The organism is Aristophania sp. ESL1142 (assembly GCF_058107345.1).
The window spans coordinates 1-24,179 of the sequence record NZ_JBYLUH010000003.1 but is presented as its reverse complement, the minus strand read 5'-3'; the positions used below and the strand labels follow the sequence as shown (position 1 = coordinate 24,179).

Annotated in this window: 26 protein-coding genes; all 26 read right to left on the bottom strand. The window is 38.3% G+C overall.

The features are described from left to right. Nucleotide 1 precedes the first annotated feature (1 nt). Nucleotides 2–358 carry a hypothetical protein gene (locus tag AC3B6P_RS09865; protein ID WP_489805972.1) on the bottom strand — a complete coding sequence of 119 codons (357 nt, stop codon included), beginning with the start codon at nt 356–358 and terminating at the stop codon, nt 2–4. A 163-nt stretch (nt 359–521) separates the two neighbouring features. Next, nucleotides 522–905, bottom strand: coding sequence for a hypothetical protein (locus AC3B6P_RS09860; protein ID WP_489805971.1), 384 nt, complete (start codon nt 903–905; stop codon nt 522–524). 1 nt (nt 906) lies between these two features. Continuing rightward, complete coding sequence (icmT, locus tag AC3B6P_RS09855) at nt 907–1,155, bottom strand: IcmT/TraK family protein (protein ID WP_489805970.1); 249 nt, start codon at nt 1,153–1,155, stop codon at nt 907–909. Between the two features lie 3 nt (nt 1,156–1,158). Next, entirely contained in the window at nt 1,159–2,289 is a 1,131-nt protein-coding gene (locus AC3B6P_RS09850) for a type IV pilus twitching motility protein PilT (RefSeq protein WP_489805969.1), read from the bottom strand. Then, nucleotides 2,279–2,626, bottom strand: a complete 348-nt coding sequence (locus AC3B6P_RS09845) for a hypothetical protein (RefSeq protein ID WP_489805968.1) — start codon at nt 2,624–2,626, stop codon at nt 2,279–2,281. The genes AC3B6P_RS09850 and AC3B6P_RS09845 overlap by 11 nt, the downstream gene beginning before the upstream one ends. 14 nt (nt 2,627–2,640) lie before the next feature. Continuing rightward, nucleotides 2,641–3,774, bottom strand: coding sequence for a secretion/conjugation apparatus DotM-related subunit (locus AC3B6P_RS09840; RefSeq protein WP_489805967.1), 1,134 nt, complete (start codon nt 3,772–3,774; stop codon nt 2,641–2,643). After that, complete coding sequence (locus AC3B6P_RS09835; protein WP_489805966.1) at nt 3,774–4,706, bottom strand: type IV secretion system DotC family protein; 933 nt, start codon at nt 4,704–4,706, stop codon at nt 3,774–3,776. The genes AC3B6P_RS09840 and AC3B6P_RS09835 overlap by 1 nt, the downstream gene beginning before the upstream one ends. Further along, the gene (locus tag AC3B6P_RS09830) at nt 4,699–5,127 is read right to left on the bottom strand and encodes a DotD/TraH family lipoprotein (RefSeq protein ID WP_489805965.1); all 429 of its coding nucleotides are present in this window, start codon (nt 5,125–5,127) and stop codon (nt 4,699–4,701) included. Before AC3B6P_RS09830 ends, AC3B6P_RS09835 begins: the two co-directional genes overlap by 8 nt. Nucleotides 5,128–5,168: 41 nt before the next feature. Next, nucleotides 5,169–5,810 carry a recombinase family protein gene (locus tag AC3B6P_RS09825; protein ID WP_489805964.1) on the bottom strand — a complete coding sequence of 214 codons (642 nt, stop codon included), beginning with the start codon at nt 5,808–5,810 and terminating at the stop codon, nt 5,169–5,171. 649 nt (nt 5,811–6,459) lie between these two features. Then, a complete protein-coding gene (locus AC3B6P_RS09820) occupies nt 6,460–7,167 on the bottom strand; it encodes a lytic transglycosylase domain-containing protein (protein ID WP_489805963.1) in 708 nt (235 codons plus the stop codon). 9 nt (nt 7,168–7,176) lie between these two features. Beyond that, the gene (gene pilV / locus AC3B6P_RS09815; protein WP_489805962.1) at nt 7,177–8,538 is read right to left on the bottom strand and encodes a shufflon system plasmid conjugative transfer pilus tip adhesin PilV; all 1,362 of its coding nucleotides are present in this window, start codon (nt 8,536–8,538) and stop codon (nt 7,177–7,179) included. Continuing rightward, the gene (gene pilM / locus AC3B6P_RS09810; protein ID WP_489805961.1) at nt 8,535–9,008 is read right to left on the bottom strand and encodes a type IV pilus biogenesis protein PilM; all 474 of its coding nucleotides are present in this window, start codon (nt 9,006–9,008) and stop codon (nt 8,535–8,537) included. Before pilM ends, pilV begins: the two co-directional genes overlap by 4 nt. A 17-nt stretch (nt 9,009–9,025) precedes the next feature. Then, nucleotides 9,026–9,523 carry a type 4 pilus major pilin gene (locus tag AC3B6P_RS09805; RefSeq protein WP_489805960.1) on the bottom strand — a complete coding sequence of 166 codons (498 nt, stop codon included), beginning with the start codon at nt 9,521–9,523 and terminating at the stop codon, nt 9,026–9,028. Between the two features lie 15 nt (nt 9,524–9,538). Next, nucleotides 9,539–10,612 carry a hypothetical protein gene (locus tag AC3B6P_RS09800; protein WP_489805959.1) on the bottom strand — a complete coding sequence of 358 codons (1,074 nt, stop codon included), beginning with the start codon at nt 10,610–10,612 and terminating at the stop codon, nt 9,539–9,541. Next, a complete protein-coding gene (locus tag AC3B6P_RS09795; RefSeq protein ID WP_489805958.1) occupies nt 10,609–12,276 on the bottom strand; it encodes an ATPase, T2SS/T4P/T4SS family in 1,668 nt (555 codons plus the stop codon). The genes AC3B6P_RS09800 and AC3B6P_RS09795 overlap by 4 nt, the downstream gene beginning before the upstream one ends. Beyond that, nucleotides 12,273–13,466, bottom strand: a complete 1,194-nt coding sequence (locus AC3B6P_RS09790; RefSeq protein WP_489805957.1) for a hypothetical protein — start codon at nt 13,464–13,466, stop codon at nt 12,273–12,275. Before AC3B6P_RS09790 ends, AC3B6P_RS09795 begins: the two co-directional genes overlap by 4 nt. Beyond that, complete coding sequence (locus AC3B6P_RS09785; protein WP_489805956.1) at nt 13,463–14,017, bottom strand: hypothetical protein; 555 nt, start codon at nt 14,015–14,017, stop codon at nt 13,463–13,465. Before AC3B6P_RS09785 ends, AC3B6P_RS09790 begins: the two co-directional genes overlap by 4 nt. A 21-nt stretch (nt 14,018–14,038) precedes the next feature. Beyond that, entirely contained in the window at nt 14,039–15,784 is a 1,746-nt protein-coding gene (locus AC3B6P_RS09780; RefSeq protein ID WP_489805955.1) for a pilus assembly protein PilN, read from the bottom strand. A gap of 1 nt (nt 15,785) precedes the next feature. Beyond that, nucleotides 15,786–16,577: a TcpQ domain-containing protein gene (locus tag AC3B6P_RS09775; RefSeq protein WP_489805954.1), complete on the bottom strand. Its 792-nt coding sequence runs from the start codon at nt 16,575–16,577 to the stop codon at nt 15,786–15,788. Nucleotides 16,578–16,586: 9 nt separating this feature from the next. Then, nucleotides 16,587–17,537 (bottom strand): TrbG/VirB9 family P-type conjugative transfer protein, encoded by a 951-nt coding sequence (locus AC3B6P_RS09770; protein WP_489805953.1) that lies wholly within the window; start codon nt 17,535–17,537, stop codon nt 16,587–16,589. A 73-nt stretch (nt 17,538–17,610) separates the two neighbouring features. Further along, nucleotides 17,611–20,733, bottom strand: coding sequence for a type IV secretion protein DotO (locus tag AC3B6P_RS09765; RefSeq protein ID WP_489805952.1), 3,123 nt, complete (start codon nt 20,731–20,733; stop codon nt 17,611–17,613). Nucleotides 20,734–20,735: 2 nt separating this feature from the next. Then, entirely contained in the window at nt 20,736–21,287 is a 552-nt protein-coding gene (locus AC3B6P_RS09760) for a hypothetical protein (RefSeq protein WP_489805951.1), read from the bottom strand. Continuing rightward, nucleotides 21,280–21,675: a hypothetical protein gene (locus AC3B6P_RS09755; RefSeq protein ID WP_489805950.1), complete on the bottom strand. Its 396-nt coding sequence runs from the start codon at nt 21,673–21,675 to the stop codon at nt 21,280–21,282. Before AC3B6P_RS09755 ends, AC3B6P_RS09760 begins: the two co-directional genes overlap by 8 nt. Before the next feature lie 14 nt (nt 21,676–21,689). Beyond that, nucleotides 21,690–22,232 (bottom strand): hypothetical protein, encoded by a 543-nt coding sequence (locus AC3B6P_RS09750; RefSeq protein ID WP_489805949.1) that lies wholly within the window; start codon nt 22,230–22,232, stop codon nt 21,690–21,692. After that, nucleotides 22,232–23,194, bottom strand: a complete 963-nt coding sequence (locus tag AC3B6P_RS09745; protein WP_489805948.1) for a hypothetical protein — start codon at nt 23,192–23,194, stop codon at nt 22,232–22,234. The genes AC3B6P_RS09750 and AC3B6P_RS09745 overlap by 1 nt, the downstream gene beginning before the upstream one ends. A 72-nt stretch (nt 23,195–23,266) precedes the next feature. Continuing rightward, nucleotides 23,267–24,179 (bottom strand): DotG/IcmE/VirB10 family type IV secretion system protein (locus AC3B6P_RS09740; protein ID WP_489805947.1); only part of this gene is annotated, 913 nt, incomplete at its 5' end.

Sequence of the window (24,179 nt, the reverse complement as noted above, 5' to 3'; positions counted from 1 at the left end):
TTTAATTAAGCCCAAAAGGTTGGTTAGTATCTGTCCCTGTCCCTGGCGTTATAGGTAGCGGGATAGATGTATCTTTTTTTAATGTTAGAGCTTTGTTGCTTTCATTTTGTAAAGATTTATTTATTTCTGATTTATTTACTACCGTTGAAATTATGTAACCAATAGTAAACATTGCTATCATGATAATTATGATGTTTATTTTTTTCTTTCCAAAAAAATCTTTTTTCTGCCATTTACTAGATGAATTTAAGGAATTTATAAGGTTATTCTGGTTTGAACCTTCTTTTTTTATTATTTCAATCTCCATTTCGTTATGATTAAAAATAATATAATCATCTTGTTCTAATTGAATTCTCATTTTTCATACTTTCTTCATTTTGCGGTTTGTTTAGCTTAACATTAGCGTTTGTGAGTGAGGCGTTGCGTGGTTTGGTAATTATAAGTTCTTACCTAATATTTTTTTTGTGCAAGAATTGCTGTACAGCAATTCTTGATTTTTTCGCAGTCTTCCGCCGTATTTGTTATAAAGATAGGTTGTACGATCTTGCCAAGAGATCCTCTATAGAAATCTCTTTGGACTGATTTGACAAAGAATCAATGGCCGACATGATAGACATAAGTGCGATTGAAAATGGAATGTTCATTTTAGATACACGGTAGCCAGTGATCGTTGTTTTATCTTGAATATATGTACACCCAAAGTCTTGTCCTAATGTTTTTTCTCTCCAAAATTCTTCCCCTATTCTTACGAATAAAGGAAATAAATAATCTTGTTTGCTTAATCTTTCGGTAGAAATTCCAACAAAACTATTGATCGTGGATGTGAAGCTATAACCTTTGCGGCCGAGGACGAGTGATAATGATAATTCCAGGTTATCAATGCTAGTTATAAGCAGGTTGCTCATATTAGTAGTAGTCTCGCTGTTTATAATGTGGAAGTCTGGAACGTATTGGACCAGAAAGCCATGTACGCGTAGTTCTCCAGGCAACCGGGAGTGTCCACCCGCACCAGGAGAGTATGCTAAAGAATATAATCCCAAGAAGAGCTAAAACGAGCGTCCATAGTCTCATATGGCAAAGCCAAATGCTTATTGGAGCTAACGCTCTAGCGTCTAAAAAAAGAATCCTCACAGGGTCAGAAGTATAGCGCCACATACTTTATCTTTCCTCTATTAATGCTTGTTCTGCCACTTCTTCTGAAATAAGTTTTTCTTGAAGGGCGCACTTAATGGATTGTTCAAATGTTTGTCCATAATTCATTAGGGCTTCCCGAGTTAAACGAGGCCATTCATTATGTTGGGAATCAAGAAGACTATTTCTGATTTTATTGTTAAATGGCAAGAATTCTCGGATGGCTATTCGTTTACCATCTAAGGATGGAAGTAATCTTTGATTGACGATTAGCTTTATATTTTCAGCAAAAGAAATGGTCAAAGAGTCTCTCTGGTCAGGGGGGCATAAAGCTGAGACACGTCTGACGGTAGAGACGCAATTTGACGTATGAATAGATGTCGTTAGTCGGTGTCCTGATATTGCCGCTTGTATAGCGGCATTCATCGTCTCAGGATCTCTACATTCTCCTACTATAATGTCTGTTGGTTCGCGGCGCATAGACGCCCGAATAAAGTCCGAAAAATTTTTTAAATCACGGGGTATCTCAACTTGAGTGACAGTCGAGTTGCACACCTCCACTAAGTCGTATAGCAGCTCTAAAGGAGCAGAGCCTTCAATAATGTCGCAATTTAGTTTGCAGTCCTCAAGTCGTTGTCTATTTATTCCCCCGATAAGGGTTGTTTTACCACTTCCGGTTGCTCCACAAATGAGGAACATGCCAGTTGATCCCTCAAGTGCATCCAGTAAGCGGGGTTCAACTCTTTGCTGTTCTAGTGGGGTTGGGATATCAACTAGAGGGCGTATGGTAATAGAGGCCCCTATTTCAGAGCCTGTAAAAGATTGAATGACGTTAACTCTGTAAGAATACCTTTTACCTTTCCCCCCCCAGATCACATATGAAACGTCAATAGCAAACCCGTTACTGAGTTGTATCACTCCTCCATCAGATTTGTAGAATCTACTAATGATATTAAAAATATCATCTTTTTGTAATTTTTGTTCAGACGCTATATAATTCACTCCGTAAGCGCGTATCATAATATGCCGATCAGTCTGCATTTCTATGCGCGAAGCATTTTGGTCTGAGCACCACATCAAAAAAGGGTCAAGGGAAGTGACATCAAGATATGTGTTATCTAATTCCCAAATTTTTTTGTTAATATGGTTATCTGCCATGTGTGCCTCTGCGTATTATACGTTGTATTTTTTGGTGTAGCTTAATGAGTTTTATAGATACGGTCGTACTATTCGTGGAATTTGTATTTTCTCTTAATAGATACACATAATGATAAATTGGTTTTTTCAGGCTTAATGGTGCATCATTTATTTTATATCCTAAAAATAAATTATTTTCTGTTACGTTATTTAGATTGGGAAAGTTTTTTGCTAGGTCAGGGTCTAGGTCTGTTTTGTTGAGATTGTAATTATTTATTACCCAAAAACGTAATTTCTTTGCTGCTTCTTGGGAAATTGCGTAGTAATTCAATATCATATCAAGATCGTTGTTTTTCATTTTTTGTTCTACAATTATTTGTTAAAAGTATATGGCGTTATTTGTGTGATATAGAGGCATAGGTGGTCAATCTGTGGTTCCTTAATTGCTTTTTTAGCCTTACATTCTGCTAGCCAATGAGAAATAGCACCAGCCGCTTCGCAGCAAACTGTTATATCCAATGTAGGGAATTTTTTGCCTGGGTGGGGATATGATGGAGCGGATAAGATTATCCATAACTCACGGTCAATAAGCTGAATCATTGAAAATAAGCCTGGGTTTACTACGCCATTTTTAAGACGAGCTTCGTAGAGTAAGCTTAATAGCGCTGTCCTTGTATAAGCGTGACGAGAAACTAATTTCAGTTCTGCCGTTAAGTCAGTAGTTTTAATCAAATCATATATATATCGTCTAAATGATTTTGAAATGCTGACAGATCTCACGGCATTATTATGCTTAATTTCTTGTGATAGGCATCCAAGTAAATTTATTGCGTCTTCTGATTTTCTTTCTATGAAAAAACTAAACACAATGAACATACACTGTTCAATAGTTGTTAATGATTCTATGTTAACCCATGGATTGCCTAGCTGGTCACGTAATGCCTTTTGAATCGATTCAATTTTATCATCATTTGCATATCGTTGCAGCCACTCATCTACCTTTAAAGCTGGATCAGTATTTTTAATAGGGCTGCCTGGTTTTGCTGGTTCAACGAGTTCTGAGCTTGTATTAATCCATGCTGTACCAATTGGATGTATTTTTGCCAGAACTTTTTGTAATCCATCAATTCTAAAACGATCTTTAAATAACAATCTAGGTGCTTTAATGTAACATATTACACATAATATAAAAGAAATTATTAAAGATGGCCATTTAATTGCTTCTCCTGTAATTGAATATAATATAAATATATTTTTTATGGTTAATTTTTCTGGTTTTGCGTGTTTTAGTTTTTCTTCAATAATTTTATATTTATCAGAAAAAATATTTATTACATTTACTTCTATTTTTTCAGATGAAATAATAAACTCTGATATTTGTGTGTGATAAAATCTCCATAATAGAAAAAATAATACGCCTAAAAGTATCACTGTTAGAAATAAACATTTTATTGCATTTTCAATATCCATATCCTGTTTGAATTCACGTCCTGGATATATGCTCATTATTGATCTCCGGCCATATGCCAGTGGGCGCTATTGGCATCAAGGCCAGGTTGGCTTTTTATGTGAATAGACGTATCAGAAACCCTGAGCATATTATGTCCCCCCTGTACATTTTGGTAATTGTGCGTAATCTGGGGCGGGCTAATTTTCCCAGCCTGAAGCAAAATATGGTATCTGGCCATTCCCACGATATCACGTTCAAGTCTGGAAAGGTCGTCAAGAAAAATATCTACTGCCTGACGTTCTCCATCAGCCCATCCTTTAGCAATGTATGTACGCCAAAGATTTACTTCATGAGGTGTGCGGGGACGCATTATTTCATTAGGCGTTTGAGGATAATTAATCGTTCTCACGAGATAATTTCGCCATTGTGGTAATACAGAGACAAATTTAGCCTGTTGGTTAATTTTATAAATTAAAGAAGTTTCTCTTGCGTCTTGCCCTTCTAAAGAAAGTGCTACAGACATATCTGCCTCAGTCACGACAGGTGGGCGTATTAACGTCTCACTATTCCCGACCGGCAAGACAAGAGTCCTGAAGTCATAAACTTTATCGAGAGTTTTTTCATATCGCCTGAGCATTTCATTAATTGCATAATTTCGCGCTGCTAGACCACCTCTAGCACCATACGCTATTGCAGCTCCTTTTATGACTTGATCCCTGCCATCTGGTTTCTCTTTTTTGGGAGAGTAGCCGGGGCGAATAGCCATCATTTTTTCCATTGAGGGCGGAGGATTTGGCTCAGGTATTGATGGGATATTCTGTCCACCTGTAATGGGTGAATTAATATCATTGCCCAATTCTGGCATTGATTGTGAAACGGGAGGTAGTTCATAAGAAGAAATGCTATTTTCTTTTTCGGCATAGGAACAATTTATTGTAAATGAAGAAGATACAATAAATATTAATGATCTATACATTGTTTTATTCATAGTATTTAACCTCTATTGTGTGTTGTGGAATGTTAATAATAATTTGGGCGTAATCTGAAATTGACGCTGAAATTTCATTAATTATTTTGTAAATTGCTATACAAGAATGATTTATTTCTATATTTGGAATGTTTTTGTGTTGAGGCAATATTAATTTGTAATTTATTTTTTTTGCGATTAAACGAAGTGCGTTATTTAAAGATCCTTTCCATTGCCATGAGACAATTTTATTCCATTCGGCAGGCAATACAGATCCTGAATGTGCCATCGGGAAATAAACAACCCCTTGCGTGTCAAACTCATTGAGAACATGACTCATTTCAAGGCTTATCGGTTTTTTGTCTTTCGTATGTTCACTACATCCAGCTACTAGAATGAAGCTAGAGATAATGACCGGGAGGATGTTGCATAAGCTTTTCATCCTCTAATTATATCAGGGGCGTTTGTGAGTCTGATCGCGCGTTAATAGTCTTGTGTATTCGTTTTGCATAAAGCTTCAAGCGGAAGTGCCTCTGGGAGCTTATATTTACGTTTGAAACGATAAATTGTTGCCTTGTGAACATTAAATAATCTGGCAATTTCTGCAACCGGCACTCCGAGTGACAATTTTCTGAAAACTTCTTGCTGTTGTGTTTTATTAAGCGCAAATTTTCTACCAAGTTTTACGCCGCGCCTAATGGCTGCCTGCAATCCATCTTTAGTGCGCTCAATATTTCTAGTCCTCTCACCTTGAGCAATTGCCGCCATTACGGTGAGAATAATTTCGCCTACGGTTCCGTCAATAGTTCCTATATCTAAAAAACGGACTGTCACTTTTGTTTCCCGAAGCTTTTTTGTTGTGGAGAGAATGTCAATTGTGTCTCGGCCAAGTCTATCGACTTTTGTGACAATTAAAGTATCGCCTGGTTGTATGGTTTCAAGAAGTTTCCTTAATATGGCACGCTCTGGTCCCGGAACGCTTCCGCTAATCTGCTCTATAAAAATATTGTCAGCCGGAACACCCGCAGAAAGAAGCTGGCGTTGTTGTGCTTCCAATCCATATTCCTGATCTATGGTTGATGTTCGAGCATATCCCCATATTTGAGGACAAATTGGCAGAGTCATTACGCACCCCCTTTTTGCAACAAAAAATATGGCTAAATTTAGCGACCAAGATTATTGTCGCATAATCGAACGTTTTTGCTACTACTTTCCCTAAAAAAATACTCATATCAGAGCATTTTTTTTAAATATTAGTCTGTGAATAAATGTTGGTATTCGTTAAGATATTTTTCCGCATATTCTATAAGTGTTAATGAAGTTGAATATGCTTTTTTAACAGGATACATTTCGTCAACAACAGTTATTATGTTAAACATTTGAGTAATAAGGTGTTTCTCTGAGCCAATTTCATTTTCAATCAAAGCACTTAAAGAAAAAAACAAATTAATAATCCTGATAATACACAAGGGAGAGACATTTCAGGTCCTGTTTCAGTTAATTTAAACGTGTAACATCCAGATTTTGTTCGTGGTATTATAAAAGCAGTTTCATTGTATGTGCAGAATTCCAAGTGTAGGTAAGGGTAAGCCAATAATTCCTGCATGAACGCATATCCTTCATCTATAGATTCTTGGCGTTCTCCAAAAAGTTGTTTTAATACTTCACATTTTGGAATATTTTTATAATCAAGTTGAACGGAATAAAATTCTATATTATTAATATAACTGCCAATATCAAAATTTCCTTTGGTAATGATTGGAAGTAAATTTGTTTATTGGCTTTTACTGTGAAGATTTTTCCAAACCTTTGCTTGATAAGCGACATTGAAAACAGGCGTGTGAGAATTATAATTTCCAACAGCTCGCCAGAAACCTTGTGGGTCTTTTTGTGGATCTTTTCCGTACATTTCTTGCCCCAAAATCCAAGCACCAACATGAATATTGAGGCAATCATCATTAAGTAATTGACTTGAAGTTAATCCAAGTTTATGCAGCCATGAAGAGTTAATTTGTGCAATTCCTAGGTCATAAGTTCCATTTTTATTCTTTACTTCTTGGCCGTGATGGCCTCCTTCTGTTTTTAATATTGCTAGAAATAATGATTTTTCTATATTATTCTGTCTAACTGCATCATTAATACATTCTTTTCCATAGGGTTGATTAATGAATTGCGGGATATGGTATTTCCCTTTTTTTGCTGTGGTTATTTGTTGTTCTTTTTTTAATTTTCCCCATGCCATAATCCAGGCAGTAGCAGCTATATTCATACAGATATCTGTTTGTATTTTTGAAGAATCAAATCCCACCATGGATAGCCAGGGTAGCCATCTGGGGTTTATTTTAAAATAACCACTTCCTTGCAGCTTTTTGTCTTGGACGAACTTCAAATGAGCCTGAAGTTCATCATGTGATATACCGTAAGTACGTTCTGCAATGATGGCGCAAGGCGGTAGATTGGGTAGAGGAATTTGAACTGACATATTATTTTCTTATTCGAATGCAACAGCGCGTAAACTGCGTGCACCGCCTGCAAATGATACGACTGAACCAGATGGAACGGGTAAAGTCGACATCAACTCTCCTTCGACCCAGTTTGTTGTAGCTCCTATATGTAGATGTCCTATATAACGGCCATCAAGATATATGTCTAAATTTGGCTCACCTTTTTTAACACAACAATACATATATGTTATAACTAACAGGACAGTTTTATTAGATGTGTTTTTCCATCCTTGGCTTGGGTTTAGGTCCCCATCAAAAATGACTTTACTGAAATCTTGTGTAATAGTACCCCACTGTCCGTTTGTGCAAACTAGTGGGTTTCCTTCAAGGTCTCTTGCAATATCACCATTTTGCACTTTAAAGTTTCCCTCTTGAGGTGTAAGGCTATTGTCACCTAAATCAGTATTGGGAACATTTACATTGCATGGGGTGTTGCGTGTAGCAATCAATTTAGGGCGAAAAACACCAGCAGAAATATCCTGTGAAGCTCTTAAGTATCCGCGTTCATTTAAATAAACACCTAGTTTGCCATTTTGTCCGGTGCCGATAGCGCCTTCTGCATATAGATCCTGAGTATGAATACCTTGGCCACCCATAGTGGTAGGATAGCCCCCGAGAGGGTCCATGTCGTTTGTTGCTATCCGTCCTTCAAAGCGTCCATCTCTGGCGTTGTTAATGTCATTACTGCCCATATCAAGGGATGTATTCATTCTGTTCAATTCAGGGTGGTTAGCAACAGCGTCACGGTACAGATTATCTGGTGCATTCCGAGAGTCAGATGGGTCTAATGAGCCGGATATTAATGTTGCTCTTCCCAGAAATTGTCCTGGACCGGGGTTGGGACCCTGATTGACTGGTAATGTCCATATACCGTTAGCGCCCTGTGCTATGGATGAGCTGAACTTTCCTAACATTCCATTATATGGCACGTAGCCGCCTTCTGGTCCCGTCATCGCTGCTACTTGGATTAACTGCTCAGGCTCCATTATTCGTCTGCCTCCATTACTGACAACATATGCTTCAACATCACCTTGAACAGGTTGTTGGATGTACACACGCCATAATTGCCCATACGCGTTATACGGACTCACACCTGATCGTAAGTCATGGTCATTCACTAATGTTTGCGGAGATACTTCTCTTACGTTTAGCCCGACCGGGAGCGATGTTTCGAGGGTGGTATAGTTTTTCCTTACATATTGTTGTGCGGCATTAATAAATGTTTTAAATGACCCTGCAACGAGTGCTTCAGTTTGACGCTGATTAGCCAATTCTTTTTGCGTAATCAGTGGTTTTAAAACAAGCAAACCAATACTGGCTGCAATGATAATGCCAAGAATTGAGTTCATTCAAAACCTCCTCCGTTGTAGGAAACAACAGAAACAATGGCCCCAGATGGGACGTTAACTGGAAGTGGTCCCATTTCACCCAATGTCAGTGAATGCCATTTGTCACCGTCGGAAAGACCAATGGCTTGATGATTAGTAATTCCCAACTGGAGAATTTCTTCCAAGAGACCTGGTGAGTTATTAGTCCAGGTTAGAATGACGGTCCTGCCTTCTTCACGATGAATATAATTATGAAATTTATTTACACTGTCATTAAAGTATGGTGCTAGTGTTTCATCAGGTATAGGACCGTCAATTCCAGGTTGTTCTGATACTAAATGTTGTATTGTCTTTTTATACTCCAGAAAGTCCATTGCCTCTCTAATAGTGACAAAATACGGCTTATCATCTACTGAAGACATTTCTGCTCCGGTTTCCAATATTATACCGAACATTAATGCAACCATGACGAAAGCCGTATAAACCCACATGGAATAAGCCCTTCTTCTCAGTCATTCCATGCAAATGAAATCGTTGCTATACTCCCTCCACAAGCTGAGGCAATCTGGGTATTAGCATTTCTGTTGTCATTGGCTATGGTTTGCCCATTGACAGTGACTTGATTGGCACCGCTTGAAGCGGCGAATTGTGCGCAATCATCTGCACCAACGTTAGTCCAAGTTTCTATAAATTGAGCACCATCATTGGAACCGGATAAGGTCACTATAGAATTACGCCATGGACCATAAATGGTACCATCTTTTTTAAGCATACTGTCTGGAACAATTCGTGCATTTATAGCAACTGAATTATTCATGCCAGAGTAGTCAATAGCATGCAGGGCAGAGCCAAATGATGCGTGAGCCTTATCATGAATATATGTAGAATTTGCTATTGCTGCATTTACATTGTTGGCTGAATATGCGTGTACTGCGTATGCAATTACACCAACAATGGCTAGAAGAAGGACAACGCCGCCTGCTACGATACCAACAATTCTATCCATAATTCTTTTCCTTTCTTATGGGGTAATATTCATAGTTAAAAGTGTGAACCCGAGTGTGAGTCCCCAGGCAAACAATTGAACGACTAGGTATAATGTTTCTGACAGGTTGATAGTGCTTTGCTCAAGCTCTTCACCCCAAAGTTCTGAGGCTGTCAAAAGACGTTGATAATCGCTCGATGCCCCCCACGAGATACTGATTTCGCTGACAATATCTCGGGAAGGGAAACTGTAGCCGCTTTGTTTTAAAGCGTTTGGTAACGTCATTCCCGACTGTAAAAGTCGGGCTATGTCTGTGAGCCTTTCAGCTAACCAAGGTGATGCGTTTTCAGATTGCTTAAACAACACCCGATCTTCCTTCTCTCCAGCTTCAACCTGACATAAGTAGGCGAAAAGCCAAACATTGCCCTCTACATTTCGGTAATAAGACCAAGGCGGAAAGCGTTCAAAAATTAACCGGATAGGTCCTGTGAAGTTTGGCAATGACCAGATGACAAGACATATTAGAGAAGCAATTAATAGTGAAAATATTATCAGGGGCCATCCAGTAAATAAATTTGCCCAGAACAGTAATTTATCGATATTATGCTGTGATTGTCCAGGAAAAGAGTCCTTCATGGATACTAGAGAAGGTAAAACATAAATATCAAGAAAAACAAAAGTTCCAATCATCATTATTAAAAAGCCAATAATTAAGCGTATTGGACGCCTGAAAGCTTTCTTAATACGGTCTGATTGATTTCTCATTTTGAGTAGCATCTGTAGAGCGAAGGCAAGTTTACCGTGTCCTTCGCCTGCGGAGATAAGAGAGTACTCATTATTCGGAATGTATGGACGTATAGCTTCTGCGAATGAACTGCCCTTATCTGCCATGCTGAATTGGATAGCGCGCGCAATTTTTGCGGCACCTCTTTTTCTGCGGTCAGACATTCTATTTTCATAGAAAATAAGCAGCGTCTCAAGCTTTGTTGCTTCTTTTTGACTTAGACGCGTGGAAAGAAGACGATATAAGTCGGAACGAACTTTCCAGCCGAAGTCTAATTTATCCAAGAAATGGCTTCGGTGTGTGTTGTTTAATAATTCAACACTCATCCTAGACGTCCTTCTTGTAATCTTTCTTTCCGGCCGACCTCAATTTCAGCAAAATACTCTTCTTTAGTGGGCATACCTTGGTCTAGAGTTAGAATACTTATAGGGTCAATTTTCCCGGCATGAGCAAGTTCGAAGGCACGCTGTATAATCGAACGATCAGCATTTTTCCTTGAGCGGTATTTTCGACGAGCTATATGCGTCCCATGTTTAATAATATCATCCATTAATTCTCTGTCAGAAACAACGACTTCTGCTACGCAAGTTAAGCCTTGTTTCCCACTCCATCCACATTTTGGGCAGCCTGTAGGGTTTTTCTGGAATACGGTTGACATATCTCCCCATGATGAAAGAGCTTCTAAATGAACAGGTAATAATGATTTGGAATCAGAGGACCAGGGAATTTTACATTCTGGGCATAATGTAGCTAGAAGCCTCTGGTAGATAACCGCACGGAATAATGATGGGTCACAAACAATAGAATAAGGTAAGTTTTTAGGATCTAGGTTATGAATTCGAGACGCAAATTCAAATGGATCACTGATATGCAGGGTTGTCATAAGCCCATGCCCAGTCTGAACAGCATGAATTGCTGCGCGCGTTATTTCTGCATCACGTATCTCCTGGATACTTAAAAAGTCTGGGTCCATACGTAATGATTGACGCACTTTTGCTCTAACTTCTTCTCCAACACTTTCTTCGTCTAAGGCATCTGAAATGCTCATTTGAATGGCCCAAGGTTTTTCTTCTTCGACAGGCTGTTCGATTGAAATCTGTCTCTGTCCTGGAAATTTATTAAAATATATTTCCATTAAGATTTGCTGGAGCGTGGATTTTCCTGATCCTGTTGGGCCACTTAAAATGAATGCGCCAGATCCCGAGTAAATAAGCGAAAGAAGGGTTGTTATCTGTGCAGGATCGTATCCAGAGCGTTCTAGTATTTCGTAAGCGTCTATCTCTCTTATCTTTGGAGATATAAAATTTGCGCCATCGGGAAACTTTTCTCTTATAGGAGGTCTTCCGCCTTTATACTGTAGCCGAAGACTCATAGTTTGGGCGTCTTGCCCCTCTGGATAAATTGGCGTGCGGCTTAAACGAATGTTAGATAAGTCATTATGTACTTTTTCACCAGGAATACCACCGTCTTGCGCCTTATGTGCAGAATACGTGCTATCTCCAGCTTCTCCATATCTGTATAGGGCCGTAATTATACGCTGTCCGAGTTCTTTAGAAAGTTCACGTAACAGCATTTCTTCTTTTTTGATTCTGAAAAAAATTTCAGTATGGTTTATACGCACAACGATGCGTACGTCTGTCGCGGAGCACTCCGCAGCAAGCTGCATAAGTTCAATACCAATTTTTAACGCTGAGTCTTCAGCCCCGTCATTTCCTAAATCCTGCGTTATTATAATATGACCAGCTCTTTGCATGGCCTGTATGGTGCTAATTGGGCATGATCTTATTTTATATTTGCCATATCCATCTTTTCTGATGATATTTTTATCATACCAGCTCAAAAATTCAGGTCTTTTTCTCCATTCTTTATCGACTGATACAATCTTTGTCTCTTCATCTAAGTAAATACTCTTTTCAATAAAATCATATGAGAATATTTCACTATTCTTTTTCTTGTAAATTTTACTAAATTTATTTATTATAGTTTTCATTGCATTTTTCCTACAAAATATAATTTAATTTCCAACTTTTGATCATTGTATGTGTTTTCTGACATAAAATTATTGGGAATGCCTGTACTATGAGACATTGAACTCAGGATTACGCCTTTAATATTGAAATTTATTTTTCTGGGATCTACTGGAATAGAAATATTAATTGACTTCATACCATCGGCTATGCCGTTTCGTCCCATTATAGTGGAAGTATCGGTATGAATAACTACACCCAGTCCTTCGAGAAGGGAGTACAAAGCTTTTTCACTATTTTTGTCCGCATAATCTTGTACCCCAAGTTCATTGGGAAACTTTAATTTTTGTGTAGTTTCGATAGTGTCTCCGTCATTCTTTATTAGACCATTGGGGGCGTCAGATACTATAGCTCCTGGTTGTCTATGCCAGATAATTACCAAATTATTTAGTGTGCATGACCAGCTTGATAGCGTCCATCCATGATAAAATGGTATATCTGGTACATTAGATATACATGTTTTCACCCATGTGTTAGGATAAGGTCTATTTGGAGCAAGTCTTTTTGCAATATTTTTCTTATCATTTTCTAGTTTTATCCTTAATTCTTCTGATGCTTTCTTGTCATTGTAAATTTTTGATATGTAAATATAAGAAATTATACATATTAAAATAATAAAAAATATGATAAATATATTTCTAATACTATCGATTTGTGATACTGAATATAATTTATATGAAAGAGGAGTTATATCATCGCATAGTTCTTCAATTGAAGAGCTGTCTATGTCTGTAACTTCTAAAATTTCTCGTATATGTTCTAAACTTTCTTCTTGTACTATTTGGTCTCCTTGTGAGAGAGGATAACCTTTCTCATCTATAGAAAATATCCAATATTTTGTTTGTCCACTGCTATCGTTCTCTTCTGATTGGACCGTAAAAAAATATTCTCCATAAAATTTGTTTTTTTCTTTTTTCTCTCGTGCCGTTGAAATGATTAGAGGATGAACAGTTTTTTGTTTTACTTTTTCATGAAAATTAAAAAAACCAACACTTTTCTCTGTAACAACATAATGAGACGCGCCAAGTTCCACAGCGTGTCTGCGTAGCGATGAGTGTGAAGGTGCTTTGGGATAAATAAAACTTTCCCATTTCCCACCGACGACCCATTCAATATCGCCTATCCTTAACCGTTGAGAAAAAAGTGTTTTCATTGAGTTATATCCAGATTGAGATGATGGGTATGCCCGTCTTCGTCTTTGAGTGTAACATTGTCGTTTGTGAGTGCTGTGATGCGTGCTCCATGAATTACAGAACCTATTTTGACCTCTTGACCGGTTGAGAGAATAGCAGTGCGGCTTTTTCCATTCCCTGTTATCATTTCCACTTTCGGATAAGAGATGATGGTCTTCTGCTGGTTAGAGGTGTCACTTTGCAATGGGTCATTTGGTAACGCTACAGGTTGGAAAATTTCATTTTGCCTACTTCCGCCTGGTTGAGTGATCTGATTGGTGTTGTGGCTACGTCTATCAGTCTCAGCTATCTCAGCCTTTAATTTAGCGACCTCACTTAATGTGCGTAATGATTGTAAACATGACATATTCACATCAAGGGCAGCTCCTGAGAGTATTTTTCCAGGTTCAGGAGTAATAATTGAATCAACACAAGAAGGTAGTTGTGTATCTGCTTTGGCATTACTAACAAGCGAAACCCCAAAACAAAATGAACATGATATTAAGGCAATATTTAAATAATGTTTTTCCATTTTTATTGTCGCTTTCGAGGATTAATTTATGTTCGTGTCACCGTTTGATTCTTCTGTGACTGCTTCGTTGAGGGTGTGGGCATTAACTATAACGTAAACAAGGGTCTTCTTTTTTTGCGCTTCACCGCCACCACCAAGGCCCCAAAAATCTGCCCATCCTGCACCAGAACGATTACGGCTTTTTGAATCGTCAACATAACCCTGGATAACCAAAACTTGGTTGTTTTTCAGAACAATTTGGTTGTCCATGGTGGTACTATTAGTTATGGGAAGCTGCATTTTGCTGCCGTTAGATTCAATCTCATTTAATTTCTGTAACGTTTGAATGAGGAAGGACATTCTAAGTAAAATTTTATTTCCAATGAGTTTTGGTGTAACTGAACCAGAGAAACCTGACATTACTACTCCCGGTTCTAATGATGCGGACGATCCGGCATTTGTTGCCAGATAAGACTGTGACGATTGCAGGTAGGTTGTGTTTAGGCCGTTTTGGAAATCTGCGGCTTGTCCATTAGTTGTTACCGCTTGTCTTTCATATACTTCTGTAACATTGCCAAACTCTGACAACGCAGCGACAGCGATTTGTGAGCCTTTAAATTGTCCTAACGCTCCATTATCTGAAATGATAGATGCGCCAGCAGAGAATGGTAGATGTTGTGATTGAATTGCAGGAGCTGCGGCAGGCATCACTGAAGATCCCCAAGCTTTGCCCATACTTTCGACAGCAATTTTTGGCGAGAAAGACATAGCGCTTTCGCGTGTCACTTGAAGCGTATAAACATGAACATCTACCGAAACTGATGTCATCATGCTGCTTTGTAAGGCTTTAATCCATCGTTCTACTCTTATAACCTGACCTGGAGTGCCAGTAACGGTGAGTGTCCCTAGATTTTTGTCTAGGACAATTTGTCCTCCATTAGCGATAGCTTTGGCAGTTTTTTCGAGATCATCATATGGATTTGTTGAGCTTTCGCGGGTAGAACTCATAACTCCCTCTGCATTGCCAGAGTTGGAGCCACTTCCGCCACCCATACCTCCCATACCTCCCATGCCACCGCCCCCCATGCTCCCCATGCCGCCGGACATGCCTCCCATGCCGCCACCGGAATTGCTGCCCCCTCCACCTGTTATGGCTACAATTGCACTATTTTGTTCGGTTTTTTCGGAGAAAGCCGGGATTGGAAATGTTTTGGTTTCTGTCCGGTAAAAAGTGACCGCGCCATCTTCAAATTTTTCCCAGCATCCATAATGGCTTGCAATAGTTTGAAATAAACCAGCTTTATTGCCTGAGTAGCGTATCCATGGGCCAACCCCATGCCACTTGGGTATGGAGGGAGGTATACGTGACATAGGAAGTGGTTTTTTAAGGTCTGGTGGTGCAGGAAGACCACCTACTGATTTTCCATCAGACGCAGGTATATAATTTTCACTATATGAGGGAGCAGTATCGTCGAGATCGTCATCTAAATTTACGTGTATGTGTGTTGCATTTTCAGCCAGAATAGCTACCTCTCTGATCGGAAGAGGCTTGGCGATTATTAATTCAATGTGTGGTTTTAAAGGGCCTGGTATAATTGCAGACGGCTTTAATGAAGGGCCGACCAGATATGGTGTGTTTGATACTACAACAGATTGAGATAAAGGAACTCGATGCTTTTTCATAACATCTGAGATATTTTTCTCTTCCTGTCTTGCCTCATTAAAGTCGTGACATCCACCAAAGAAAGGTGAGGCAAGCAGACATAAGGCAAATGATTTAAATTTCATTTTATCCCTCTTTTTTGATCAATAAGACACGGTTAGATGGATGGAACTCAGCGGTTAACGGTATGCCTTGGCTTCGGACAGCATGGATTAATTGTGTAATGACACTGGTGTCCGAACTGGCTCCTTCGACATAAAAATCGCCAATTAATGTTGTATTTTGAGGAATTGACCAATCAAGGGAAGTGTCCCAAACAACGTGCCAATCTGCTAACTTGCCCCAATTTATAATCTGTTCTCGTGCTGACATATCCTTAACCAAGCTCCAGCTTGATGCCGATGATGTTAACCCATCGTCTGTCAGCAGGGTTGGGGCATTTGATTTTATGCTACTATCAGGAATTTGTAGGCTTAATTGGCTACCTTGACGGATAGTGCAGCCACCATTCTGGTACAAATCTCCCTGTTTGTTGTGAGAATATATACAACTGGCAATTGCATCATCTACATGTAATTCTAAAAGTATCTGATTATTATATGAGCTTGCTTTGTAACTAATTTCATGAGCATCTGGGTAATTCATTCCATTTGGAGATAATGCAAATCCCTTTTCCCTTAATGTATTGCTTAAATACTCTTCTGATTTCTCTTTATCTTGACCGCGATATGGTAATATTTGTAATGTAGAACTCGCTGGGTCCATGCTTTTTGCTAAAATATCAGCTATAAATACAGTTAATGCCGATGTATCTTTTTGATTGATCCCAACCATATAAGAGGCTTTATGATCTGTCTCGGCGCATCCTACTAATGAGGTGGCTAAAAGAAGGGTAAAAAAAGGTAGTTTCTTTGTCATGATATGACCCTATTTATGCGTTATCTGAATGATTTTCTTGTCGTCCGTTGGGTCTCTCAAGATGGCATTTTCAATTGGAATATCAGTAACATATGAGTTTCCGACTGTTTTATAGCTCTGTGCTGCATTTGCTCTTGGAGACGTAATCAGAAGTTGCGGCGCTATGGCTGCACCTTCTTGTGTAAACTCGATAAATGTTTTTCCGTTTTCTTGAAAAACGCGTAGTGGTGTCCAAATATATTTTGGGCCGTTGATGGCGTATCTGAAATCAGATTCATTAATATTATTATTGTTATTTATAGAGACTGGAGGACTGTCCTGAATTGATGGGTCATTTTTACTGTATGCAAATTTGATTTTTGTCATAGACATTGATGTTGTTGTTGCGTCTAAGAGCAAATTATAGGTTCGTTTTGAAGTTATTAACTGCAAATTAGTATTTTTGGCATTATTCTCACGGCTAAGTGATACTACAAAATTTCTTTTTCCTTTTATTTTTGACTTAACATTCCAGTGTGATGTGTCTGATATAATCACTCCGTTATCATCCAGTGTCTCACCTGGCTGTAGGTATATGAGGCATGTTGTATTGCATGATATGCGTGGGTAACCATCAGAGAAAACAAACCATACTATTCCATTCTTTCCGTATAACGGAGCGGCTTCGTGCTCTGATGGCATGTGTCTTAATCTGTCTATTTCTGAGGCTAAATGACTGCTTTCCGTTGTAGGAGGGGGGGATATGGGTAACGTGCTTTTTAAGGGAGCATCAATACGTCCGTTTATGTTCTTCAAGAAGCTGTGGACACGATCAAGTGACCTCTGTAAGGCCAGCTCTGGTGAAGGCACTCCAGGCACATCCACCGGAACTGGCTCTTTTGAGACTTTTTCTCCACAAGCAACGAGTGCAGGCAGAATCGGAATTAGGAAAATTGTTTTCATTTTAACCATACCGGCCATTATAAAGACTCCGTTTGTGAGTCCGCGTATGGGTAAAATTCATAACCCTTTGTTAGGGGATTTTGATTTTTTTCTATGTTATAGTGGGTCGTTCTTTTAGGAGAGCGGCACCTAGTCCGCGTGCATTACATATGTCATCAGCTAATTTATCTATTACACTTGAGGTTGCTTCATCAGAATCAAGACTGCCTGCTTTCTTAATGGCTGCTTCTTTCATATGATTAATAACGGTTACGGCCGTTCCTTTCGGAAAGACTAAACCCAATCGTTTTCTGGCTTCATGTGTTCCTAAAGAATCATATAATCTACGCCGTAGAGCAATATCTAATGGTGTGGTTGATAATGCCCAGAGTTCCATAGGCCCCATCAAATTTAATAAATATAGCTCGTACCATTCATTATTTATCATTATTTTAAGGATAAAAGGCGAGCCTGAACCATCTTGTTGTGGGCCATTTAGGCCATGCCGCGTTATTTGCCTGGCTGCATCACTGAGTTTGAAACGATCACAAATTTCATTTGCCTCATCTTCATCGCCAGCACCTAAAATAAAACGTCCTGTAGAGTGTGAAATCAGATACTCGCCATAATCTGATAGTTTTTGACTAGCTAACCCTATTTTGACATTTAATTTTGCACCGCGGCGTGCAGAGTCCTCAAATTGCTTTTGAATTGGTGGAGCGCCTGCCGTTCGTTGAAATTCATCACATTCAAGTCTTTTAAAACTCTCTTTAAATTCTTGGAAGCGACGCTTATGCCAATCACGAACATTCTCTGGCAATCTGTCTGTTTCATCTGGATCGAGGAAGAAATTTCGAGCAACGATGTAATAGCCAAGCATATACATTAGTTCAGTTTGTCTCTGAGCTTCTCCTTGTCCCTCTGGTGCCGCCTTATCAATATCAATAACGACTATCCTGGAATCTCCGATATCCAATTTGGTGGGTTTATTTAGTATAGGGTATCTCTGAATAAATGTGCTTAAATAACGTCTAAATATATCAATTAAATTCTCAGAACCAGATGTTGGTGTTGCATTTATATATTTATCCTTAATTGATTCTTCCTTTAATATGTATGCAAGATCTCCAATAACTGGAACTGCTTGTTGTGTTGCTTTGTAAGCATTTTTCATATCACCTTTTGATGACAGGTAATCAGCGACATCCCACCATTTTACATTGCTATTATTTTGTAGAAAATTATCTTTGTCTAATATAGTGTCAATTTCTGGTATACATTTCCTTCTGTAAGATTTTGCTGAGTTTGATGAAGTTTTACTATCATACAATTTATATGATAATCTAATAACGTCCGATATGATTTGATCCATACCTTCAAAGGGCTTCCCATCCAGGGGACAAAATGCCAAATTGAGAAAATTCTCTAAAAAATTTTTATGATGTTCAAGAGGGTATCGACAACAAGTTTCCGTTGAAAAAATGTTATAAGCGCATTTCTCATTGAGCAAGTCGAATTTTATGTATAGTGCTAAATGTTGATCCTCAGGTCGTAAAGCCGTCTGAATCATGTCCACGAACCCAGAGGATGAATCGCCTATGTCCAATTTACCAATAAGCGGTAGTTTTATACCATCCGTTGTGGATGCAGCGGGACTTAACACAGTTCCCAACAATAAACTGTTGGCTAATACTGATTTCCCGCGCCTAGACGGACCAGTAAATAAATCAAGCGTCGCACCTCTACCGCTACCATAGGGATCATAATAAACGATTGTTCCATCTGCTGCGCGAAATAAAACAGATCCGTTTTGATAAGGCTGGCTTGGCCTTACCCATGGCATGACAGCGAATATATCTGATAAGACCGCTGCCGTAGGAGGGGCCGTAGAGGCTACGGCCAGTCCAGGCACGGATGAGAGAACTCCTGCAAGTGGATCTCCACAGAATTTTGCTGCTTGGCTTCCCCCCCAAGATTCTACAGCTTGCTGCAATCTTGAGGCTCTAGTATAGAGCTGGTCCAGCTTGCCAGCTTTCGCAGATGTTGCAAGGCTCATTCGAACGCGAACGATTGAATCTGATTTATCATCAGAAATGACTTGAAGCTCATCAAACGCTTTGGAGATAACGACGTTTGAACCCATTTTAAGTAATGTCGCTATCATTTTTTTCCAGCTCATGTATGTTGGACGGACCGATTCAATAGTGATACATGTGCGCCAGGGCATTCTCCGATCAGCTAATCCCCTTACTAGTTCGGTAAACGAGGGCATGGGTCGATTAGGAAATCTGTTAACGTCTATAGATGTCCAGTCTAATAAGTCTAAGCGAGCAGTTGTATAATTAGGGGTTAAGGCGTCATTTTTGAATAGCTGCTCCCTTAATGGGGGCCATAAAGCATCTTCAATATTTTGTGGTTTTTCATCATCTGGAATAGTATTAGAAGACTCTGACTGTGGTGTAATAGGTTCCCAATCACTTTTCATATTATCGGGGTAAATTTCCTGTCGGATGACCTTGAGAGCTTGAATTGGAGTTAATTCCTCTACCTTTACAGTCAATGTGTGCAAGGCTTGAATTATACGTTGAACAGAAGCTCCATGAATGACACCGAGTTCAGCGTTTCCTAAAAGAGGATTTTGTCCATCTCCTGTATCGGGAATTTCAAAAAAAAGTTTCTTTCTCCTTTTTTTTAAGTCGTGTTGTTCTTTTTTGGTTAATCTTCCGCTACGTGTCCAAATGGCGAGAAAAATCCGTTCTTGGCGCATATAAGGTGGCAGAAATCTTTTTCTTTCTGTGAATATGTCATCAAAATCGAGGTTTAATAAGCTCGTGAAGTTACGTCTTTCTTTGATGTTCTCTGCAATTTGCTCTTCAACTCCTTCAGGATCGGCCGCGTAATAAAATTGCATAACAAGCCCTGGTGATTCGAATAAACTACTTAAAGAAGTTTTTAGGGATGTAGCATATTTTTGTATTTCACTGCTTGTAGAGATATTTCTCATTCCTTTGATGCGCAGTAATGAAAGATAATCACCACTATAACTAATTAGGCCATATTTATCACATGTAGCTAAATCACAAAAAGTAATTACATTTTTCTTTAAAAAAACATCAACTTGATTTAAGGCAAAATTAAATAGCGCTTTCATCATTCCATTTGATGAAAAACCAAAAAAAGAGTTACTTGTTACGTTGATTCTTTTTCCTTTTTCCTTTTTTTGAAATGGTAACATATTTATCCCCAAAATTTTTTAGTATTATTATAGAATTTATATTCTTCAGGTTTAAACCATTTTCCAAAGTACAAAGTGCTTAAGTCTGTAGATATATTATTGTCTATTTTATTAATGTATGTCATATCATTTTTATTATAAATATCTCTTAGTATAGAGATTTTATCTGTTCCAACTTTCTCTTTGGCTGTTTCTCTTAATGACAATAAATTATAAAAAATAATGCGAGCATTTTTTTGCTGCCCATTAAGATCTGTATCATAAATTGTCTTATTTACTGATGCGCACGAGGCATGCAGTAGTGTTGTGAGGCGATTTAATGTCCCTTGGTCTATTTCTGGAATCCAGATTAAGCAAGCTAAATCATCAATATTAGGCTCATCAAGGGCAAATGCAGGAAGACAGGCCATACAATATGGCCTATCCAGAACAGTAGAAAATGCTACATGAAAATTACAACACTCGCAAATTATACCAGTATTATTTTTTAAGTGCTGTATTCTTAATGGTATTTTTTTTGCTATATTTTCTACTATATTCATCATTTTATTCATCAAATCTCAATTGTTTCTGTTCCCCGGTAATAGATGTATTAGTACCAAATATGCTTTGGGAGCTTATTCCGATTGTGTAGGGTAAGCAAAGTAAGACGACACCGATTAATCCCCTTATCAATAGTGAGGCAACAGTGGACTGTCCCATTCCTCCCTGGGATTTTTGAGATCTATACCACCCAAAAAAAGCGCTTATAACAAACCCGCTGCCTGCTGTATAGCAAATTAGATTTATTGTATATCCGTATGCTCTAGAAAATCTATCTGTAGCACTTTGTGCTAGTTCATCTATGGTTTGTGCTGCATATGCGTTATCGTGCATTATTAAGAAAATAGATAATGCTGTTAATATTATTAATGTACTTGGAATTATTTTCTTGTATAGCATTTTTTTGTCTCCTATTAAATAGAATTTGTTTCTTTTAATATTATAGTTAGTATGGTTTCTATGTTCATCACGAAGAAACCAAACATTACAACTATAAAATTTGATGACGTTGTTGTTACCTTTGTTCCTTTACTTGAATTTATAAATCTCATTAGACCTGCATAAACTATTAATGCGCCATAACTAAATTCAAAATAATTAAGTAAATGAACTATAGACATCATGGTCGCAAAAGGTCCGTCGTTGGCTGAGTTTATTATTGTGTCCGTATTAAACTCTTGTTTTTCTGACCTGCCAAAGCCTACTTCACCATTAAATCCAAGTGTTTTGTTGCCAGATGATAGTAAATTATCAAAATTCAACAAAAATGAGCCAATGATTATTATGAGGAAAGGTACGCCTGGTTGGGAAAGAAAACCGTTAGAATTCGAGGTTCTTTTTACAAACCCGTATAGACCACAGATGATCGCAGATGTACCTGATACATAGCACAAGAACGGAACCAGCCATGCGAGAGCTGACCCTATATCTTGTACGAATGTAAACAAGCCTTCCATTATTTTATAATTCCTTGCTCGGTGACAATATCAGAATTCAAGGGACCATTAGCATCAATACGTTTTACAACGCCCCACCCGTTAATGACGCTTCCTACTGTGACTCTTATCATTGAGTCTTGTGATGATCCTGGAATAGCTATGAGTGCTACATTTCCTGCGGCGGCAGTGACATGGTAATTAGGTTTCTTTGGAGTGACCGTTTTTTTTACATTATGATAAACATTCGCCTTTCTCTCATTTTTAGGTAAAGATTGATTTTTTAATTGTAAGGAATTTTGATTATGGAAATCATTTAATAATGTTTTATCCATTATATCAATTCTGTGTTGTAGTTCATCAATTCTACCATCAATTTTCCCTGAATTTATATTAAATTCATTATTTATATGATTATCTAAATCATTGATTCTACTTTCGAGGTTTTTAAGTTTTTCATTTAAATCATAAACTTGTTTACCAAGTTCTAATTCTAATGTTGCGTCAGGAGAGTCACTTAACTTTAGGTTACTTTGTTTTGAACTATCTTCAGGGAGAGACAGGATTTTCTCTGACTGTTGAATAGGTAAATTCTCTTTTAACGTTGGACTATTTTGTTTTGCGGTTGCTTCGGGAAATGATGGAATTTTCTGTGTTTGTTGAATGGACAACTTATTAATGTGTTGTTGATTAAATCCGTCCGATTGCAACTTAAAGCTATGAGTGTCATCATTATGACTGCTTATTGGAAGTTCTCTTTCTTTGGACAGTTTTTTGGTGTCAGTCGCATGAGTGATTTTCAGGGCTACAGTACCAAATACTGCTATACATACAATGCCTGAAATGATTGAAATAAGAACAATCTTCTTGGATGTTTTAGGTTTAACAGAGTTTTTTACCTCTGGTGTTTTTTCAACGCATTCTTCTGGCACTGGCTTCATCCCTCTTGATGGAACTCTTAACTGTGCAATATTGTTGCTCATATAACGACCTCACCTAAGCGTGTTTTCACTTTAATTCTAATTCTAAGTGATGTGTTTGTGAGTGGCGATTTTTCACTTTCCATGGGAATAGACCGGACTGGTGAAGACGATTCCTATTGCATCACCTTGGTGTAAAATTACTGTAGGTTGTTGTGGTGTCTGGTGCTCAATAATTTGTCCGACTTTTTCACCTACTCTGCCAGCCGCCATGCCCATTTGTTGCGGTAAGGTTAGTTTTGTGAAGCTACTTACACCTCCTAGACCATTATCTACGGATCTCGTATTCGTATTTTCAAAAGCGTTACCCAGCCCCTCAACAAACGCAGCGGCGGCTGGAAGAAGAATACGTGTCAAATAGTGTTCGTTTACTTCTGATGCGACACCAGTTTCCATACTATCTGGAGCGATGGCAAAGGCAGAAATAGCCATTGGATCATTTTCATTAATGACTAGTTTACTGAATTGTATAACTAACCTGATATCCTTTCTCTGAAATGAACCGATTACTCTAGCTCCTGCAAGTGGACCAGTATCAACCTCTGCAATTACAGTGCCTCCTAAGTCACTATTTACATTCAAAACAGAATGTCCATATACGCCGTGGCCTGCTGGTATTATTGGTTTAATACCTCTTTGGGAAGTTAAACTTGCTCCCGTATAATTAAACGTTTTCCTCGTGTTAGCCTTATTAGGTATGTCTGGATCAACAGCGTATTGAGGGCTGTTATTGCCATTAGAATTAGAAATATTATGTGTGATGCTTTTCTCTGATTCAGAAATTGTCAAAACTAAAGGTTTTCCAGACCATGAATTAAATAATTCATTCTCAGCTTCGTATGAAATTGTAGAATTATTTTGAGGTGATTCAGTAGATTTTTTAGCATCATTGGGATCAACTACAAAAGGATTTCCAATTATGTTGCCATTATTATTTTCTTCTTTAGAATTATTATTTGTTTCTATATTGCTTGGAGGGGTTCCCAGG

What these genes read in the sequence shown, in the direction of transcription:
- AC3B6P_RS09865 (WP_489805972.1), bottom strand. Translation starts at nt 358, where the DNA reads ATGAGAATTCAATTAGAACAAGATGATTATATTATTTTTAATCATAAC.
- AC3B6P_RS09860 (WP_489805971.1), bottom strand. Translation starts at nt 905, where the DNA reads ATGAGCAACCTGCTTATAACTAGCATTGATAACCTGGAATTATCATTA.
- icmT (WP_489805970.1), bottom strand. Translation starts at nt 1,155, where the DNA reads ATGTGGCGCTATACTTCTGACCCTGTGAGGATTCTTTTTTTAGACGCT.
- AC3B6P_RS09850 (WP_489805969.1), bottom strand. Translation starts at nt 2,289, where the DNA reads ATGGCAGATAACCATATTAACAAAAAAATTTGGGAATTAGATAACACA.
- AC3B6P_RS09845 (WP_489805968.1), bottom strand. Translation starts at nt 2,626, where the DNA reads ATGAAAAACAACGATCTTGATATGATATTGAATTACTACGCAATTTCC.
- AC3B6P_RS09840 (WP_489805967.1), bottom strand. Translation starts at nt 3,774, where the DNA reads ATGAGCATATATCCAGGACGTGAATTCAAACAGGATATGGATATTGAA.
- AC3B6P_RS09835 (WP_489805966.1), bottom strand. Translation starts at nt 4,706, where the DNA reads ATGAATAAAACAATGTATAGATCATTAATATTTATTGTATCTTCTTCA.
- AC3B6P_RS09830 (WP_489805965.1), bottom strand. Translation starts at nt 5,127, where the DNA reads ATGAAAAGCTTATGCAACATCCTCCCGGTCATTATCTCTAGCTTCATT.
- AC3B6P_RS09825 (WP_489805964.1), bottom strand. Translation starts at nt 5,810, where the DNA reads ATGACTCTGCCAATTTGTCCTCAAATATGGGGATATGCTCGAACATCA.
- AC3B6P_RS09820 (WP_489805963.1), bottom strand. Translation starts at nt 7,167, where the DNA reads ATGTCAGTTCAAATTCCTCTACCCAATCTACCGCCTTGCGCCATCATT.
- pilV (WP_489805962.1), bottom strand. Translation starts at nt 8,538, where the DNA reads ATGAACTCAATTCTTGGCATTATCATTGCAGCCAGTATTGGTTTGCTT.
- pilM (WP_489805961.1), bottom strand. Translation starts at nt 9,008, where the DNA reads ATGTGGGTTTATACGGCTTTCGTCATGGTTGCATTAATGTTCGGTATA.
- AC3B6P_RS09805 (WP_489805960.1), bottom strand. Translation starts at nt 9,523, where the DNA reads ATGGATAGAATTGTTGGTATCGTAGCAGGCGGCGTTGTCCTTCTTCTA.
- AC3B6P_RS09800 (WP_489805959.1), bottom strand. Translation starts at nt 10,612, where the DNA reads ATGAGTGTTGAATTATTAAACAACACACACCGAAGCCATTTCTTGGAT.
- AC3B6P_RS09795 (WP_489805958.1), bottom strand. Translation starts at nt 12,276, where the DNA reads ATGAAAACTATAATAAATAAATTTAGTAAAATTTACAAGAAAAAGAAT.
- AC3B6P_RS09790 (WP_489805957.1), bottom strand. Translation starts at nt 13,466, where the DNA reads ATGAAAACACTTTTTTCTCAACGGTTAAGGATAGGCGATATTGAATGG.
- AC3B6P_RS09785 (WP_489805956.1), bottom strand. Translation starts at nt 14,017, where the DNA reads ATGGAAAAACATTATTTAAATATTGCCTTAATATCATGTTCATTTTGT.
- AC3B6P_RS09780 (WP_489805955.1), bottom strand. Translation starts at nt 15,784, where the DNA reads ATGAAATTTAAATCATTTGCCTTATGTCTGCTTGCCTCACCTTTCTTT.
- AC3B6P_RS09775 (WP_489805954.1), bottom strand. Translation starts at nt 16,577, where the DNA reads ATGACAAAGAAACTACCTTTTTTTACCCTTCTTTTAGCCACCTCATTA.
- AC3B6P_RS09770 (WP_489805953.1), bottom strand. Translation starts at nt 17,537, where the DNA reads ATGGCCGGTATGGTTAAAATGAAAACAATTTTCCTAATTCCGATTCTG.
- AC3B6P_RS09765 (WP_489805952.1), bottom strand. Translation starts at nt 20,733, where the DNA reads ATGTTACCATTTCAAAAAAAGGAAAAAGGAAAAAGAATCAACGTAACA.
- AC3B6P_RS09760 (WP_489805951.1), bottom strand. Translation starts at nt 21,287, where the DNA reads ATGAATAAAATGATGAATATAGTAGAAAATATAGCAAAAAAAATACCA.
- AC3B6P_RS09755 (WP_489805950.1), bottom strand. Translation starts at nt 21,675, where the DNA reads ATGCTATACAAGAAAATAATTCCAAGTACATTAATAATATTAACAGCA.
- AC3B6P_RS09750 (WP_489805949.1), bottom strand. Translation starts at nt 22,232, where the DNA reads ATGGAAGGCTTGTTTACATTCGTACAAGATATAGGGTCAGCTCTCGCA.
- AC3B6P_RS09745 (WP_489805948.1), bottom strand. Translation starts at nt 23,194, where the DNA reads ATGAGCAACAATATTGCACAGTTAAGAGTTCCATCAAGAGGGATGAAG.